The sequence below is a fragment of the Pseudomonas sp. Tn43 genome, from assembly GCF_014192635.1.
In the GTDB taxonomy this organism is placed as follows: domain Bacteria; phylum Pseudomonadota; class Gammaproteobacteria; order Pseudomonadales; family Pseudomonadaceae; genus Aquipseudomonas.
On sequence record NZ_JACHYG010000008.1, the window covers coordinates 79825 to 95154 of the forward strand.

Consider the following 15330-nt stretch of genomic DNA (forward strand, 5'->3'; position numbering starts at 1 on the left):
TTGCGCGCGAAAAATTGGATCATTGCAATCCCTGTGGAAGCGGGCTTGCCCGCGATGAGGGCCTGATCGCCAACTCGGATGTCGGCTGATGTACCGCTATCGCGGGCAAACCCGCTCCCACAGGTCTGCTTTGTTTCTTACAGTGCTTTGACGGAAATGATTTCCACGTCAAAGGTCAGCGTCTTGCCAGCCAGCGGGTGATTGAAGTCGACGGTCACCTGGGCGTTACAGAATTCTTTCACCACACCGGGCAGCTCAGTATTGGCCGCATCGTTGAAGATCACCAGCAAGCCAGACGACAGTTTCATATCCTTGAACTGCGAGCGCGGGATGCTCTGTACGTTTTGCGGGTTCGGCTGACCAAAGGCGTTTTCCGGCGCAATGGTCAAGGTACGTTTGTCGCCGGCCTTGAAGCCGAACAGCGCCGCTTCGAAACCTGGCAACAGGCTGCCGTCGCCAACTTTGAAGGTCGCCGGGGCTTTGTCGAAGGTACTGTCGACGGTGTCGCCGTTCTCCAGGCGCAATGCAAAGTGCAAGGTGACTTCCGTGTTCTGGCCGATGCGTTGCTCAGCCAATAACTGTTCAGTCATGAACGGCTTCTCCGGTCTTTTTACTTTTGAACATATCCAGTGCAAGCATTACGGCACCGACAGTGATTGCACTGTCGGCAAAGTTGAACGCCGGGAAATACCAGCGGTTCTGCCAATGCACCAGAATGAAATCGATCACATGGCCCAGGGCAATGCGGTCGTACAGGTTGCCCAGCGCGCCACCCAGCACCAGCGCCAAGGCGACCGCCAGCCAAGTTTCGTTACGTCCCAGGCGCTTGAGCCAGACCACCAGCACGGCACTGACCACCACCGCGATCAGGGCGAACAGCCAGCGCTGCCAGCCCGAGCTGTCCGCCAGGAAACTGAACGCCGCGCCGGTATTGTAGGCCAGGGTCCAGCTGAAGTAATCGGGGATCACCACGATTTGCTGGTACATGCTCAGCGAGCCTTCGAAGTAGAACTTGCTGGCCTGGTCGATGACCAGGACCAGCAAACTCAACCAGAGCCAGCTCAGCCGTCCGAAACGGCCAACGGCGTTAGGCATAGTGACGGACCTCGCCAGCACCGCTGATGTTGTCGACGCAACGACCGCAGATTTCCGGATGTTCCGGGTTTACCCCAACGTCTTCACGGCAATGCCAGCAACGGGCGCACTTGGCATGGCTCGATTTGACCACTTTAAGCTTCAGGCCGCCAACTTCGGTGACCACTGCGTCGGCCGGAGCCTGCACGAACGGTGCAACGGCGGCCGTCGAGGTGATCAGCACAAAGCGCAACTCGTTGCTCAGCTTGGCCAGGTCGGCGCTCAGGGACTCTTCGGCGAACAGCGTCACTTCGGCTTGCAGATTGCCACCGACGGCCTTGGCCGCGCGCTGGATTTCCATTTCCTTGTTGACCGCCACCTTCACGTCCATGATGCGATCCCAGTAGGCGCGCCCCAGTTCGAAGCCTTCCGGCAGTTCGGTCAGGCCTTCGTACCAGGTGTTGAGCATGACGGATTCATTACGCTCGCCCGGCAGGTACTGCCACAGCTCGTCGGCGGTGAACGCCAGGATCGGCGCGATCCAGCGCACCAGCGCTTCGCTGATGTGATACAGCGCAGTTTGCGCCGAACGACGGGCTTTGCTGTTGGCGCCAGTGGTGTACTGACGGTCCTTGATGATGTCGAGGTAGAAACCACCCAGCTCCTGCACGCAGAAGTTGTGAATCTTGGAGTAAACATTCCAGAAGCGGTATTCGCCGTAGTGCTCTTGCAACTCGCGTTGCAGCAGCAGGGTGCGATCCACGGCCCAACGGTCCAGCGCCAGCATTTCTTCGGCCGGCAGGATGTCGGTAGCCGGGTTGAAACCGGTCAGGTTGGAAAGCAGGAAACGCGCGGTGTTACGGATGCGCCGGTAGGCATCCGCGCTGCGTTGCAGGATCTGCTCGGAAACCGCCATTTCACCCGAGTAGTCAGTGGAAGCGACCCACAGACGCATGATATCGGCGCCCAGGGTGTCGTTGACCTTCTGCGGCGCGATCACGTTGCCCAAGGATTTGGACATTTTGCGGCCGGATTCGTCGACGGTGAAACCGTGGGTCAGCAGCTCGCGGTACGGCGCGTGGTCATCGATGGCACAACCGGTCAGCAACGAGGAGTGGAACCAGCCACGGTGCTGGTCCGAACCTTCCAGGTACAGGTCGGCACGCGGACCGGTCTCGTGGCCGATCGAGTGCGAACCGCGCAGGACGTGCCAGTGCGTGGTGCCCGAGTCGAACCAGACGTCCAGGGTGTCGCTGATCTTGTCGTACAGCGGCGCTTCTTCCCCAAGCAACTCGGCGGCGTCCATCTTGAACCAGGCTTCGATGCCTTCGACTTCGACCCGTTGGGCGACAAGTTCCATCAATTCGACCGTGCGTGGATGCAGCTCGCCGCTTTCCTTGTTCAGGAAGAACGGGATCGGTACGCCCCAGTTGCGCTGACGGGAGATGCACCAGTCCGGACGGTTGGCGATCATCGAGTGCAGACGCGCCTGGCCCCAGGCCGGAACGAATTTGGTCTCTTCGATGGCCTTGATTGCCCGCTTGCGCAGGGTTTCGCCGGTTGCAGGCGCTTTGTCCATGCCGATGAACCACTGCGCGGTGGCGCGGTAGATCAGCGGGGTCTTGTGACGCCAGCAGTGCATGTAGCTGTGTTCGATGGTGGTGGTATGCAGCAACGCGCCGACTTCGGTCAGTTTGTCGACGATGGCCGGGTTGGCCTTCCAGATGAACTGGCCGCCGAAGAACTCCAGCGACGTCGCGTACACGCCGTTACTTTGCACGGGATTGAGGATGTCATCGTTGACCATGCCATAAGCTTTGCAGGTCACGAAGTCGTCGACGCCGTAGGCTGGCGCGGAGTGAACCACGCCAGTGCCTGCGCCCAGTTCAACGTAATCAGCCAGGTAAACCGGCGACAGACGATCGTAGAACGGGTGGCGGAAATTGATCAGCTCCAGTGCCTTACCGGTGGTGGTCGCAATGACCGAGCCTTCCAGGCTGTAGCGGGCCAGGCACGATTCGACCAGCTCTTCAGCCAGTACCAGCAGTTTGTCGCCCACGTCGACCAGGGCATAGTTGAACTCTGGGTGAACGTTCAGCGCCTGGTTGGCCGGAATAGTCCACGGGGTGGTGGTCCAGATCACGATCGAGGCGGGTTTGCCCAACGATGGCAGACCAAACGCGGCAGCCAGTTTGGCTTCATCAGCGATCGGGAAGGCCACGTCGATGGTCGCGGATTTTTTGTTCTCGTACTCGACTTCCGCTTCAGCCAGGGCCGAACCGCAGTCAAAGCACCAGTTCACAGGCTTCAGGCCCTTGAACACGAAGCCACCCTTGACGATTTCCGCCAGGGCGCGGATTTCACCGGCTTCGTTTTTGAAGTCCATGGTCTTGTACGGGTTGGCGAAGTCCCCCAACACGCCCAGACGAATGAATTCGGACTTCTGGCCTTCGATCTGCTCGGTGGCGTAGGCACGGCACAGTTCGCGAGTCTTGTCCGCGCCCAGGTTCTTGCCGTGGGTCACTTCGACTTTGTGCTCGATCGGCAGACCGTGGCAATCCCAGCCCGGCACATAAGGCGCGTCGAAACCCGACAGGGTTTTCGAGCGGATGATCATGTCCTTGAGAATCTTGTTCAGCGCATGACCGATGTGAATCGTGCCGTTGGCGTACGGAGGACCGTCGTGAAGTACGAACTTCGGACGATCCTTGCCAATTTCGCGCAACTTACCGTACAGGCCAATGCTGTCCCAGCGCTGCAGAATCTGCGGTTCGCGCTGAGGCAGGCCGGCCTTCATTGGGAAGGCGGTGTCCGGAAGGTTTAGCGTGGCTTTATAGTCGGTCATTTAAGGCTCTTCATTAGCGATTGGCGCTAGGTGCGACAGGGCACGGGCGGCGGCGATATCCGCATTGATCGCCGTCTTAAGCGCCTCCAGAGAGGCGAAACGCTGCTCTTCACGCAGCTTGTGGTGGAAAACCACCGTCAAACGCCGGTCGTACAGATCGCCGGCAAAATCTAAAAGGTGTACTTCGAGGTGGGCTTTGCCATCCCCTTCGACCGTTGGCCGCACGCCAATATTGGCAACGCCCGGCCAGGTCTTGCCGTCGATGTCGACGCTGACCAGGTAAACCCCGCTCAGCGGCACACGACGACGCTTGAGCTGCACGTTGGCTGTGGGCGTACCCAATTGGCGCGCCAGCTTCTGGCCATGCAGCACCCGCCCGGCAATCCGGTACGGACGACCGAGCAGCCGCTCGGCCAAGGCAAAATCGGCAGCGGCCAGGGCGTTACGCACCTGAGTGCTGCTGACACGTATGCCGTCCAGCACAACGGTCTGCGCCGCTTCGACGGTAAACCCCTGAAGGACGCCGGCCTGTTGCAGGAAATCGAAATCCCCTAGCCGGTCGCAGCCGAAACGGAAATCGTCGCCGACCTCCAGATGCTGCACGCCGAGGCCGTCCACCAGAATAGTATCGACGAATTCGCGGGCGCTGAGTTTGCTCAGGCGCTGATTGAACGCCAGGCACAGCACCCGGTCGACGCCCTCTTCGGCCAGCAGCTGCAGTTTGTCTCGCAAGCGGGCCAGACGCGCCGGAGCGGTGTCCGGGGCGAAGAACTCTCGCGGCTGCGGCTCAAAAATCACTACGCAGCTGGGCACGCCCAACTCGAGCGCACGCTCACGCAGCCGTGCCAGGATAGCCTGGTGACCACGGTGAACACCGTCAAAGTTGCCAATAGTGGCGACACAGCCCCGATGCTGGGGGCGCAGGTTGTGGAGGCCTCGAACCAGCTGCATAACGCGCTTCTTGCTCATAAAGTGGCCGATTATAACCACACCCGGCGGCCGACGACAGGCAACACCGTAACCCAAAATGATCGAGCCGACAAAACCATCGGCCCGCCCGTGTTTTATCGAGGCAAAAGCTTCAGTTCAAAGCCTTGCGATTGAAGTCGCGCAAACGGAAGCCCATCAACAGCAACATGCCGAAATAGACCACCACGCCGGCGATCACCAATGCGCCCAGTCGCAGTAATCGCTCGGGCATATGCCCTTGCGCCCAAGCCGGCATAAAGTGCATTGCGCCCAGCAATACCGCGGACATCACCGCCACCGCCACCAGCAGTTTGAGACCGAACTTCGCCCAGCCCGGTTGCGGCTGATACATCTGCTGCTTGCGCAGTTGATAAAACAACAGCCCGGCGTTGATGCATGCGCCCGCGCTGATGGCCAGGGCCAGACCGGCATGAGCCAGGGGACCGATCAACAACAGGTTGAACAGCTGAGTGACGATCAAGGTGAAAATCGCGATTTTTACCGGGGTGCGGATGTTTTGTTGCGCATAAAAGCCCGGCGCCAGCACTTTGATCAGGATAATCCCCAGCAAGCCGACAGAATAGGCAATCAACGCGCGCTGGGTCATGGCCGCATCCAATGCGCTGAATTGGCCGTACTGGAACAACGAAACCGTCAGCGGCTCAGCCAGAATCCCCAGCGCCAGGGCGCACGGCAATACCAGCATGAAGCACAAGCGCAACCCCCAATCGAGGATCCGCGAATATTCATGGCGGTCCTGACTGGCATAGGTCCTGGCCAGCGTTGGCAGCAGAATCGTGCCCAGCGCCACACCCAGCACACCGGATGGCAATTCCATCAGGCGATCGGCGTAATACATCCAGGACACGGAACCGGCCACCAGAAACGAAGCAAATATGGTGTTGATGATCAGCGAAATCTGGCTCACCGAAACGCCGATAATTGCTGGCAGCATCTGCTTCATGACCCGCCAGACACCGCTATCGCGCAGGCTCAGGCGCGGCAGCACCAACATGCCGATTTTTTTCAGGTGCGGCAGTTGAAACAGCAATTGCGCCAGGCCGCCCACCAGAACGGCCCAGCCCAGCGCCATGACTGGCGGATCGAAATACGGCGTCAGGAACACCGCAAAGATGATCATGCTGACATTGAGCAGGGTCGGCACGAAGGCCGGGACGGAAAAGCGGTTCCAGGTATTGAGAATCGCGCCTGCCAATGAAGACAGGGAAATCAGCAATATATAAGGGAAGGTGACCCGCAGCAGATCAGTGGTCAGCTCGAATTTTTCCGGGGTTGTGACGAAACCCGGTGCCGTGGCCCAGATGACCCAGGGCGCGGCGAGTATGCCCAGCGCGGTGACCAACGCCAATACCAGCGTCAGCAGGCCCGAGACGTAGGCAATGAAGGTACGTGTCGCCTCCTCGCCCTTCTGGCTTTTATATTCGGCCAGAATCGGCACGAAGGCCTGGGAAAATGCTCCCTCGGCGAAAATCCGCCGCAGCAGATTGGGCAGTTTGAAGGCGATAAAGAAGGCATCGGTCGCCATTCCGGCACCAAATGCACGAGCGATAAGGGTGTCGCGAACAAACCCCAATACCCGGGAAAGCATCGTGATAGAGCTGACAGCGGCTAACGATTTGAGCAGATTCATTGAAAGAGTTTTTGCCTGTCGATAAACAGCAGGCGAACAACGCGCCCACTTATGCGATACTCCGCGCCGCAACAGCACAGAGCCAAAGCTCGCGAGTTTACAGGTCGCACGCCGGAAAGAAATATCCAGCGCACCGCCCACTTGAAAACGTAGCGAGTGAAGGCAAGACAAGGCGAAAGCAAGCGAGAAAGCGAGTTGACTTCAGTCAATGAGCATTTCGAGCGTGCTTTCAACGCTGTATTGCCGAGCGCAGTAGTTTTCATGGGGTCGGAACCGGCCACTTAGCGGAACGTCTCTCCCGCCCTTGACAAGCCATCAACTCATCGGCATGATTCGCGGCCTATTTTGTTTGCTATTTCCTAAAAAGTCTTTCGAGGAGCTCGACGGTGGCCAACTCACCTTCCGCCAAAAAACGTGCAAAACAGGCTGAGAAGCGTCGCAGCCACAACGCCAGCCTGCGTTCCATGGTTCGTACCTACATCAAGAATGTAGTTAAGGCCATCGACGCAAAAGACGCTGCCAAAGCTCAAGCTGCTTATGTTCTGGCTGTGCCAGTTATCGACCGTATGGCCGATAAAGGCATCATCCACAAGAACAAAGCTGCTCGCCATAAGAGCCGCCTGAATGGCCACGTAAAGGCCCTGAACGTTGCCGCTGCTGCCTAAGCGACACGCTCATTAAAAAACCGACCTCAGGGTCGGTTTTTTATTGCCTGCGATTTCATTTATTCAGAGAGATTTGCTGCGCCCAATCTGGCGTCTTCGCGGGCAAGCCTCGCTCCTACAGGCTCGGATTGATCGCTTATTGTGCGAAAGACTCTATTCCGCAGGAGCGAGGCTTGCCCGCGAAAGCGATTCTCAGATCACTGATGAGCCCACGGCAAAATCGGAATCGCCGTCACCGCATTCTGCGGACTGCCCTCGATCAAACGATCGCTATAAACCAGATACACCAGCGTATTGCGCTTCTCATCCAGGAACCGCACCACCTGCATGGTCTTGAACACCAGAGACGTGCGCTCCTTGAACACTTCCTCGCCGTCCTTGAGCTCCCCCTTGAAGTTGATCGGCCCGACCTGACGGCACGCAATGGATGCTTCTGCGCGATCCTCAGCCAGACCCAGGCCACCCTTTACGCCACCAGTCTTGGCGCGGGACAGGTAGCAGGTCACGCCCTCCACTTTCGGATCATCGAATGCCTCGACAACGATACGGTCGTTCGGGCCAACAAATTTGAACACCGTCGACACTTGGCCAATTTCATCGGCCGAGGCCAGCAGCGGCATCGCCAATAACAAGCCCAACAATCCTTTTGCCACACGCATTCAGGTATTCCTTCAGACCAGAATCAGGTTATCGCGATGAACCAGCTCGGGCTCCGCCATGTAACCCAACAAACCGACAATCGCCTCAGACGACTGACCGATGATTTTTTGTGCCTCCAGAGCACTGTAGTTAGCCAGGCCACGGGCGATTTCACGACCGTCCGGCGCCACACAGACCACCATTTCGCCACGACGGAAACTGCCCTGGACCAGTTTGACGCCCACCGGCAGCAAACTTTTGTTGCCTTGGGACAACGCCGTCACCGCACCCGCATCCAGCACCAGCGTGCCGCGGGTTTGCAGATGCCCGGCCAGCCATTGCTTGCGCGCCGCCAGCATGCCGCGCTCTGGCGACAGCAAGGTGCCGATGCGCTCACCTGCTTTGAGACGATCCAGCACGCGATCAATGCGCCCGCCGACGATGATGGTGTGCGCACCGGAACGCGCCGCCAGACGCGCAGCACGCAACTTGGTCTGCATACCGCCACGGCCCAGCGCACCGCCCGTGCTGCCAGCCACCGCATCCAGCGCCGGATCATCGGCACGCGCCTCGTAAATCAGCTTGGCATCGGGATTGTTGCGCGGATCGGCATCGAACATGCCGTCGCGATCGGTGAGGATCACCAGCAAATCGGCTTCGACCAGGTTCGCCACCAGCGCCGCGAGAGTATCGTTGTCGCCGAAACGGATTTCGTCCGTGACCACGGTATCGTTCTCGTTGATCACCGGGATCACCTTGAGCTCGACCAGCGCGCGCAACGTACTGCGAGCATTCAGGTAGCGTTTGCGATCAGACAAATCGTCGTGCGTCAGGAGAATCTGCGCGGTATGCCGGCCATGCTCGGCGAAGCTGGACTCCCAAGCCTGCACCAACCCCATCTGACCGATGGCGGCAGCAGCCTGCAACTCATGCATTGCACTGGGTCGCACCGTCCAGCCCAGACGGCTCATACCCGCCGCTACCGCCCCGGAGGACACCAGCACCAGCTCGACACCCGCCTCATGCAGGGCAACCATCTGTTCGACCCAGACACTCATTGCCGCGCGATCCAGGCCTTTGCCGTCCGCCGTCAGCAAAGCGCTGCCGATCTTCACGACCCAACGCTGCGCACCTGTCACCTTGCTCCGCATCATCTTCAACCTTAGCTTGAGGACAGCACGACCCAGCGCTGCCCATGACGTTATTCGTGACTACTGATTTCCAGATACTAAAACGCCGCTCCAGTGAGCGGCGTTCAAGTTTATCGCAACGGATCAGTCACGCACGTAAATGATTTCCGGACCGTCTTCGTCTTCCACATCTTCTTCGTCCCAATTGTCGTCACCGATGTCATGGACCGACTTCACACCACTGCGACGCAGGGCACGCTGATCGTCCAACGCCTGCAACTGGGCGCGCGCCTCGTCTTCGATGCGCTGATCGAGCTCGGCCAGCTCTTCCTTGTAGGCCGGGTCGTTAGCCAGGCGATCGGCACGATCTTCCAGGTAACGCATGATGTCATGGCAAAGACGCTCGGTGCCTTGCTTGGCAATTGCGGAGATCACGTAGACCGGACCGGTCCACTCCAGGCGATCAACGATTTCCTTGACGCGAGCGTCGTGCTCTTCTTCAAGGATCTGGTCGCACTTGTTCAGCACCAGCCAGCGATCACGCTCAGCCAGGGACGGACTGAACTTGGTCAGCTCGCTGACGATCACTTCAGCAGCATCCGCAGCACTGGTGTCATCCAGCGGCGCCATGTCGACGAGGTGCAGCAGCAGACGGGTACGGGACAAGTGCTTGAGGAAACGAATCCCCAGGCCCGCGCCCTCGGAAGCACCTTCGATCAGACCAGGAATGTCCGCCACCACAAAGCTCTTCCAGCGATCGACGCTGACCACACCCAGGTTCGGCACCAACGTGGTGAACGGGTAGTCGGCGACTTTCGGCTTGGCGGCCGATACCGAGCGAATAAAGGTACTTTTGCCCGCATTCGGCAAACCGAGCAGACCGACGTCCGCCAACACCTTCATTTCCAGCTTCAGGTCGCGCTGCTCACCCGGCTTGCCCGGCGTGGTCTGGCGCGGCGCCCGATTGGTACTGGATTTGAAACGCGTGTTACCCAGACCGTGCCAGCCACCATGAGCCACCAGCAGACGCTGGCCGGCCTTGGTCAGGTCGCCAATGACTTCCTGAGTCGCGGAATCGATGACCGTAGTGCCGACCGGAACGCGCAGCACCAGGTCTTCACCTTTCTTGCCGGTGCAGTCAGTGCTGCCGCCGTTGGAACCGCGCTCGGCGTCGAAGTGTCGGGTGTAACGGTAATCCACCAGGGTGTTGAGGTTTTCGTCGGCAACCATGTAGACCGAGCCACCATCACCACCGTCACCACCGTTCGGGCCGCCGTTTTCAATGAATTTTTCGCGACGGAAACTCATGCAACCGTTGCCGCCGTCCCCGGCCTTTACTCGAATCGATACTTCATCAACAAACTTCATAACAAAACGCCTCTCGCCATACGGACGAGCCGAAAAAAACCAGACATAAGACTCTTGCAAAAATGAGCGCAGCGACCTCAACAACGACCGCAAATCCAGCGCTGGAGCCCATCACAAACAGCTTTGCAAGAGACTCACCCCACAAACGAAAAAGCCCCGTCGCAAGACAGGGCTTTTCCAGCAACTACGTAATTATGCCGCGACGACGTCAGTCTTCGGAACAATGCTTACGTAACGACGACCGAAGGCGCCCTTTACTTCGAACTTGATCACGCCGTCGATTTTAGCGAACAGAGTGTGATCCTTGCCCATGCCAACGCCGTAGCCAGCGTGGAATTGGGTGCCGCGCTGACGCACGATGATGTTGCCCGGAATGATAACCTGGCCGCCATACATCTTCACGCCAAGGCGTTTGGCTTCTGAGTCGCGACCGTTACGGGTACTACCACCAGCTTTTTTGTGTGCCATGAGTTCAATTCTCCTAGTGAGGAATTAGGCTGAAATTAAGCCTGAATACCGGTGATTTTGATCTCGGTGTACCACTGGCGGTGGCCCATACGCTTCATGTGGTGCTTACGACGACGGAACTTGATGATGCGGACTTTATCGTGACGACCTTGGGAGATCACTTCAGCCACAACGGTAGCGCCAGGAACAACTGGAGCGCCGATATTCACGTCGTCGCCATTGGCAACCAACAGAACGCGATCAAAAGTAACGGATTCGCCGGTAGCGATTTCCAGTTTTTCGATCTTCAGGTATTCACCTGGAGCAACTTTGTACTGCTTGCCACCAGTAACGATTACTGCATAAGACATGGTATTTCTCCGATAATCCTGCTCACCCAGCTCTTTATAAGAAGAGGTATTGGCTGGCATGGCTGCATAAGGCTGGAAGGCCTGTTTGCAATTGCGTAAGGCAGGTGCTGCCCAGGAAGTTCAGGGTGCGCGATTGTACGCAAGCTGCTTGAGCGTTGCAAGTGGCTGTCTATCGTGCCTTGACACCCGCCGACGTGGGTCCTAGCATGCCGCGCAACCCTTCTGGAGCAACTGTCGCTGATGCAACCCCAAGCTTTTTACCGCGCGGTGGCGGACGATTTTAGCGCCGTCGACGGCATCATCAAGAAACAGCTGACTTCCCGAGTGCCGCTGGTATCGAAAATCGGCGATTACATCACCTCGGCTGGCGGGAAACGCCTGCGCCCGTTGCTGGTACTGCTGTGTGGCAAGGCACTGGGCCGCGAAGGTGATGACCTGCGCCTGTTGGCCGCGACCATCGAGTTCCTGCATACCGCCACCCTGCTGCATGACGACGTTGTCGATATGTCCGGGATGCGCCGTGGCCGCTCGACCGCCAACGCCATGTGGGGCAATGCGCCAAGCGTGCTGGTGGGCGACTTCCTGTATTCGCGCTCTTTCGAAATGATGGTCGAACTGGGCTCCATGCCGGTCATGAAGATCCTTTCCCAAGCCACGCGAATTATCGCCGAGGGCGAAGTGCTGCAGCTGTCGAAGGTCCGCGACGCCAGCACTACCGAAGAAACCTACATGGAAGTCATTCGCGGCAAAACCGCGATGCTCTTCGAAGCCTCGACCCACAGCGCCGCCGCCCTGGCCGGCGCCACGCCGGAACAGAGCGAAGCATTGCGCACCTTTGGCGATCACCTTGGGGTGGCGTTCCAATTGGTCGACGACCTGCTGGATTACCGCGGCGATGCCGAAACCCTGGGCAAGAACGTCGGTGACGATCTGGCCGAAGGGAAACCGACGCTGCCGCTGATCTACACCATGCGCGAAGGCACTGCGGAGCAGGCTGCACTGGTTCGCCAGGCGATTCAGAAAGGTGGTATCGAAGATCTGGAACGCATTCGTGAAGCTGTTGAAGCGTCCGGCTCGCTGGAATACACCGCTCAACTGGCCCGCGATTACGTGGCCCGGGCGATCAAATGCCTGGACGCCCTGCCCGCCAGCGAATACCGCGATGCGCTGGTCGAGCTCAGTGAGTTTGCGGTCGCCCGAACGCATTAATCTGCGCCCTGTAGGAGCGAGGCTTGCCCGCGAAGAGGCCGTGTCAGTCGACATAAGTGTTGTCTGTTACGCCGCCTTCGCGGGCAAGCCTCGCTCCTACAAATCATGTGTCGCCCCCTCCCCGTATAAACCCTATATAATGTGCGCTTTTTAGCCATCCTGAACCCAAGGAGCTTTAGTGAGCACTTTGCCACCCTGCCCGAAATGCAATTCCGAATACACCTATGAAGACGGCGCACTGCTGATCTGCCCGGAGTGCGCCCACGAGTGGTCCGCCAGCGGCGAAGCTGAAGTGGCTTCCGATGACACTGTAAAAAAGGATTCGGTCGGCAATGTGCTGCAGGACGGCGATACCATCACCGTGATCAAGGATCTCAAGGTCAAAGGCACGTCGTTGGTGGTCAAGGTCGGCACCAAGGTCAAGAACATCCGTCTTTGCGATGGCGACCACGACATCGACTGCAAGATCGATGGCATCGGTCCGATGAAACTCAAATCCGAGTTTGTCAGAAAAGTCTGAATCTGCCGTATTCCATCCCGCGCTTAGCGTGGGATGGTGCTTTCCCCTCCCCCATCACCAAGCATTTCCCGCGCGGGTCACCAAAGGCCAGTCGCTTTGACAGCCCAGCCATTTCCCCGCAGAAAAAAACACAAACCGCCAATAGGCCCTTGCTATTTGACGAATAAGAATTATTCTCATTGAACCCTGTCAATGGAGATAAGACTCATGACTTATTTGATCGATGCCTGGCTGGACCGCCCACATCCCTATCTCAGAATCCTGCATCGGGAAACCGGGGAAGTCTGTGCGGTGCTTGAAGAAGAAGCGTTGAACGAGCTGCAGGATCAGGGGGATCTGGACGTCAACGGCCTGAGTTCCAGCGAGCCGGTGGTGCTCAAGGAACTGGTGCGTAACCTGTTTCTGTTCTGCTATGCCCGGGCGTTGCGCCCGACCAGCGATCTGAACCATAAGATCGAACTATGAGACAACGCAAAAAACTGTGGGAGCGAGCCTGCTCGCGATGGCATCACCTCGGTTTCACAGAAAAACCGAGTTGACTGCATCGCGAGCAGGCTCGCTCCCACATTAGCCCGTCATAACGACAGGCCGGGCGTTACAGAACGTCGAGCAGTTCGACGTCGAATACCAATACGCTATGCGGCGGAATGCTGCCAACGCCTTGAGCGCCGTAAGCCAGTTCGCTCGGCACGTACAGGCGCCATTTGCTGCCGGCGTTCATCAGTTGCAGGGCTTCGGTCCAGCCAGCGATGACGCCGCCCACCGGGAATTCTGCAGGCTGGCCACGATCGTAAGAGCTGTCGAACACGGTGCCGTCGATCAGCGTGCCATGGTAATGAGTGCGCACTTGATCTTCACGGGTTGGCTTGGCGCCTTCACCTTGGGTCAGCACTTCGAATTGCAGGCCGGAAGCCAGCGTGGTGATGCCTTCGCGCTTGGCGTTTTCTGCCAGGAAAGCCAGGCCTTCGCCAGCAGCGGCTTCAGCCTTGGCTGCAGCTTCGGCTTGCATGATTTCGCGGATCACCTTGAAGCTGGCGGACATTTCTTCCTGACCCACACGGCTTGGCTTGCCGCCGAACGCGTCGGTCAGGCCAGCCAGGATCGCGTCCAGGCTGACGCCCGGCGGCGGATTGTCACGCAGCTGGTCGCCCAACTGACGGCCGATGCCGTAGCTGACGCGGGTTTCGTCGGTGGACAGATTTACTTCGGACATGACACTGCTCCGCTGTGGGGCACGCCTGAAAGGTAAATATTCTTACAGCACTTTCAGAAGAGCCCTTCATAAAAAAGGGCGAGCAGACTAGCACAGATGCCGTCACATTGATGAACGGCATCAGCGCTGTCACACGGAACGGAAGGTGATCGGTACTTTCAGGCTTTCCTCGGTGCTGGCACCGCACATTTCGTCATGGACCGAGGTATGCACAACGTTGAACGACAACTTGGGAAAGGCGTGAAGTACATCACGTGCATGCTCGACCGAGCGCAGCTGCAATGTTTGCCCGTGGGCATCGAGCAATCGATGCGACGCGCCATGCACCCGGGCCTCCAGCACGTAGAACACGCCTTCCATCGAGATCAGGTTCAGCTCATCAACCTTTCCGGCGACGGCATATGCATTCAATTCTTGCAAAGTCATAAGCGCACCTCACGCAGTGACGAGCCAGTATTTCTACATGGATATGCCTCGACGCGCCAAAGCACAAGCTACAAACAACACCGCCCGTCTGTTTCCCCCCCCTTTGCAGGAGCGAGGTTTGCCCGCGTAGGCGGCGTAACAGGCAACACTTCTGTCGACTGACACGGCCTCTTCGCGGGCAAGCCTCGCTCCTGCAAAGGATGTGCAGATCAGTGCTTGGTCAGCTTGTCCAGATAGCCCATGGCGAACGCCGACACCACGAACGTCATGTGAATGACCACGTACCACTTCAAATGCTCGGGATCGACGTTCTTGGCGTCCATGAAGATCCGTAGCAGGTGAATCGACGAAATCGCCACGATGGACGCCGCAACCTTCATCTTTAACGAGGACGAATCCATGGTGCCTAGCCAGTTGAGCTTTTCCTTGCTGTCGTCGATATCCAGCTGAGACACGAAATTCTCGTAACCGGAAATCATCACCATCACCAGCAAGCCGCCCACCAGCGCCATGTCGATCAGCGACAGCAGTACCAGAATCAGATCCGATTCGGCCATCGAGAATACGTTAGGGATGACGTGGAAGACTTCCTGGAAGAATTTCAGTGCCAATGCCAGCAAGCCCAGGGACAAACCGAAATAGATCGGCGCCAGTAACCAGCGGGAGGCGTACATTGCATTTTCGATAAAGCGTTCCATTGAATCTCACACAAGCGGCTGGAAATGGCGGCGAGTATAACAGCCACCTGTTACACCCAGAAACCGCCGAAAAATCCGTAACCTGCGTGTGTGTGACAAATTTTT

At 58.1% G+C, this 15330-nt stretch carries 18 protein-coding genes; 4 read left to right on the plus strand and 14 right to left on the minus strand.

Features of this window, described 5'->3' with window-relative positions; genetic code table 11:
- Positions 1-137 precede the first annotated feature (137 nt).
- From fkpB to FHW68_RS20570, 6 genes are all read right to left on the minus strand, one after another.
- Positions 138-575: an FKBP-type peptidyl-prolyl cis-trans isomerase gene (gene fkpB / locus FHW68_RS20545; protein WP_183682974.1), complete on the minus strand. Its 438-nt coding sequence runs from the start codon at positions 573-575 to the stop codon at positions 138-140.
- Between the two features lie 7 nt (positions 576-582).
- Positions 583-1095: a signal peptidase II gene (lspA, locus tag FHW68_RS20550; protein WP_095632304.1), complete on the minus strand. Its 513-nt coding sequence runs from the start codon at positions 1093-1095 to the stop codon at positions 583-585.
- Positions 1088-3919 carry an isoleucine--tRNA ligase gene (ileS, locus tag FHW68_RS20555; protein WP_183682733.1) on the minus strand — a complete coding sequence of 944 codons (2832 nt, stop codon included), beginning with the start codon at positions 3917-3919 and terminating at the stop codon, positions 1088-1090. Before ileS ends, lspA begins: the two co-directional genes overlap by 8 nt.
- Positions 3920-4870 (minus strand): bifunctional riboflavin kinase/FAD synthetase, encoded by a 951-nt coding sequence (ribF, locus tag FHW68_RS20560; protein ID WP_168185084.1) that lies wholly within the window; start codon positions 4868-4870, stop codon positions 3920-3922.
- 130 nt (positions 4871-5000) lie between these two features.
- Positions 5001-6539 (minus strand): murein biosynthesis integral membrane protein MurJ, encoded by a 1539-nt coding sequence (murJ, locus tag FHW68_RS20565; protein ID WP_183682736.1) that lies wholly within the window; start codon positions 6537-6539, stop codon positions 5001-5003.
- A complete protein-coding gene (locus FHW68_RS20570) occupies positions 6536-6802 on the minus strand; it encodes a hypothetical protein (protein WP_183682739.1) in 267 nt (88 codons plus the stop codon). The genes murJ and FHW68_RS20570 overlap by 4 nt, the downstream gene beginning before the upstream one ends.
- A gap of 123 nt (positions 6803-6925) precedes the next feature.
- Between FHW68_RS20570 and rpsT the strand changes: the two genes are divergently transcribed.
- A complete protein-coding gene (rpsT, locus tag FHW68_RS20575; RefSeq protein WP_007970922.1) occupies positions 6926-7204 on the plus strand; it encodes a 30S ribosomal protein S20 in 279 nt (92 codons plus the stop codon).
- Between the two features lie 197 nt (positions 7205-7401).
- On the opposite strand, the gene FHW68_RS20580 is transcribed toward rpsT, so the two are convergent.
- The 5 genes from FHW68_RS20580 to rplU form a co-directional block, all read right to left on the minus strand.
- The gene (locus FHW68_RS20580; protein WP_183682742.1) at positions 7402-7863 is read right to left on the minus strand and encodes a CreA family protein; all 462 of its coding nucleotides are present in this window, start codon (positions 7861-7863) and stop codon (positions 7402-7404) included.
- Between the two features lie 12 nt (positions 7864-7875).
- Positions 7876-8994 carry a glutamate 5-kinase gene (gene proB, locus FHW68_RS20585; RefSeq protein WP_095632309.1) on the minus strand — a complete coding sequence of 373 codons (1119 nt, stop codon included), beginning with the start codon at positions 8992-8994 and terminating at the stop codon, positions 7876-7878.
- A gap of 123 nt (positions 8995-9117) precedes the next feature.
- On the minus strand, positions 9118-10341 hold the full coding sequence (gene cgtA, locus FHW68_RS20590) for an Obg family GTPase CgtA (RefSeq protein ID WP_183682745.1): 1224 nt from the start codon (positions 10339-10341) through the stop codon (positions 9118-9120).
- A gap of 192 nt (positions 10342-10533) precedes the next feature.
- Positions 10534-10809, minus strand: coding sequence for a 50S ribosomal protein L27 (rpmA, locus tag FHW68_RS20595; protein WP_007901871.1), 276 nt, complete (start codon positions 10807-10809; stop codon positions 10534-10536).
- Positions 10810-10844: 35 nt separating this feature from the next.
- Positions 10845-11159, minus strand: a complete 315-nt coding sequence (rplU, locus tag FHW68_RS20600) for a 50S ribosomal protein L21 (protein WP_007901869.1) — start codon at positions 11157-11159, stop codon at positions 10845-10847.
- Between the two features lie 240 nt (positions 11160-11399).
- On the opposite strand from rplU, the gene FHW68_RS20605 reads away from it, so the two are divergent.
- The 3 genes from FHW68_RS20605 (at position 11400) to FHW68_RS20615 (ending at position 13353) form a co-directional block, all read left to right on the plus strand.
- On the plus strand, positions 11400-12368 hold the full coding sequence (locus FHW68_RS20605; RefSeq protein ID WP_183682748.1) for a polyprenyl synthetase family protein: 969 nt from the start codon (positions 11400-11402) through the stop codon (positions 12366-12368).
- Positions 12369-12546: 178 nt separating this feature from the next.
- Positions 12547-12888 (plus strand): zinc ribbon domain-containing protein YjdM, encoded by a 342-nt coding sequence (locus FHW68_RS20610; RefSeq protein WP_095632312.1) that lies wholly within the window; start codon positions 12547-12549, stop codon positions 12886-12888.
- 207 nt (positions 12889-13095) lie between these two features.
- Positions 13096-13353 carry a hypothetical protein gene (locus tag FHW68_RS20615; protein ID WP_095632313.1) on the plus strand — a complete coding sequence of 86 codons (258 nt, stop codon included), beginning with the start codon at positions 13096-13098 and terminating at the stop codon, positions 13351-13353.
- A gap of 130 nt (positions 13354-13483) precedes the next feature.
- Here FHW68_RS20615 and FHW68_RS20620 read toward each other — a convergent pair whose 3' ends face one another.
- The 3 genes from FHW68_RS20620 to FHW68_RS20630 all read right to left on the minus strand — a co-directional run bounded on the left by FHW68_RS20620 (position 13484) and on the right by FHW68_RS20630 (position 15225).
- Entirely contained in the window at positions 13484-14101 is a 618-nt protein-coding gene (locus FHW68_RS20620) for an FKBP-type peptidyl-prolyl cis-trans isomerase (protein WP_095632314.1), read from the minus strand.
- Between the two features lie 129 nt (positions 14102-14230).
- Complete coding sequence (locus FHW68_RS20625; protein WP_095632315.1) at positions 14231-14527, minus strand: DUF6482 family protein; 297 nt, start codon at positions 14525-14527, stop codon at positions 14231-14233.
- 209 nt (positions 14528-14736) lie between these two features.
- Entirely contained in the window at positions 14737-15225 is a 489-nt protein-coding gene (locus FHW68_RS20630; protein ID WP_007901849.1) for a TIGR00645 family protein, read from the minus strand.
- Positions 15226-15330 lie beyond the last annotated feature (105 nt).

Excerpts from the sequence above, each read along its gene's own strand:
- lspA (WP_095632304.1), bottom strand. The coding sequence starts at position 1,095 with ATGCCTAACGCCGTTGGCCGTTTCGGACGGCTGAGCTGGCTCTGGTTG.
- ileS (WP_183682733.1), bottom strand. The coding sequence starts at position 3,919 with ATGACCGACTATAAAGCCACGCTAAACCTTCCGGACACCGCCTTCCCA.
- ribF (WP_168185084.1), bottom strand. The coding sequence starts at position 4,870 with ATGCAGCTGGTTCGAGGCCTCCACAACCTGCGCCCCCAGCATCGGGGC.
- murJ (WP_183682736.1), bottom strand. The coding sequence starts at position 6,539 with ATGAATCTGCTCAAATCGTTAGCCGCTGTCAGCTCTATCACGATGCTT.
- FHW68_RS20570 (WP_183682739.1), bottom strand. The coding sequence starts at position 6,802 with ATGAAAACTACTGCGCTCGGCAATACAGCGTTGAAAGCACGCTCGAAA.
- FHW68_RS20580 (WP_183682742.1), bottom strand. The coding sequence starts at position 7,863 with ATGCGTGTGGCAAAAGGATTGTTGGGCTTGTTATTGGCGATGCCGCTG.
- proB (WP_095632309.1), bottom strand. The coding sequence starts at position 8,994 with ATGCGGAGCAAGGTGACAGGTGCGCAGCGTTGGGTCGTGAAGATCGGC.
- cgtA (WP_183682745.1), bottom strand. The coding sequence starts at position 10,341 with ATGAAGTTTGTTGATGAAGTATCGATTCGAGTAAAGGCCGGGGACGGC.
- rpmA (WP_007901871.1), bottom strand. The coding sequence starts at position 10,809 with ATGGCACACAAAAAAGCTGGTGGTAGTACCCGTAACGGTCGCGACTCA.
- rplU (WP_007901869.1), bottom strand. The coding sequence starts at position 11,159 with ATGTCTTATGCAGTAATCGTTACTGGTGGCAAGCAGTACAAAGTTGCT.
- FHW68_RS20605 (WP_183682748.1), top strand. The coding sequence starts at position 11,400 with ATGCAACCCCAAGCTTTTTACCGCGCGGTGGCGGACGATTTTAGCGCC.
- FHW68_RS20615 (WP_095632313.1), top strand. The coding sequence starts at position 13,096 with ATGACTTATTTGATCGATGCCTGGCTGGACCGCCCACATCCCTATCTC.
- FHW68_RS20620 (WP_095632314.1), bottom strand. The coding sequence starts at position 14,101 with ATGTCCGAAGTAAATCTGTCCACCGACGAAACCCGCGTCAGCTACGGC.
- FHW68_RS20625 (WP_095632315.1), bottom strand. The coding sequence starts at position 14,527 with ATGACTTTGCAAGAATTGAATGCATATGCCGTCGCCGGAAAGGTTGAT.
- FHW68_RS20630 (WP_007901849.1), bottom strand. The coding sequence starts at position 15,225 with ATGGAACGCTTTATCGAAAATGCAATGTACGCCTCCCGCTGGTTACTG.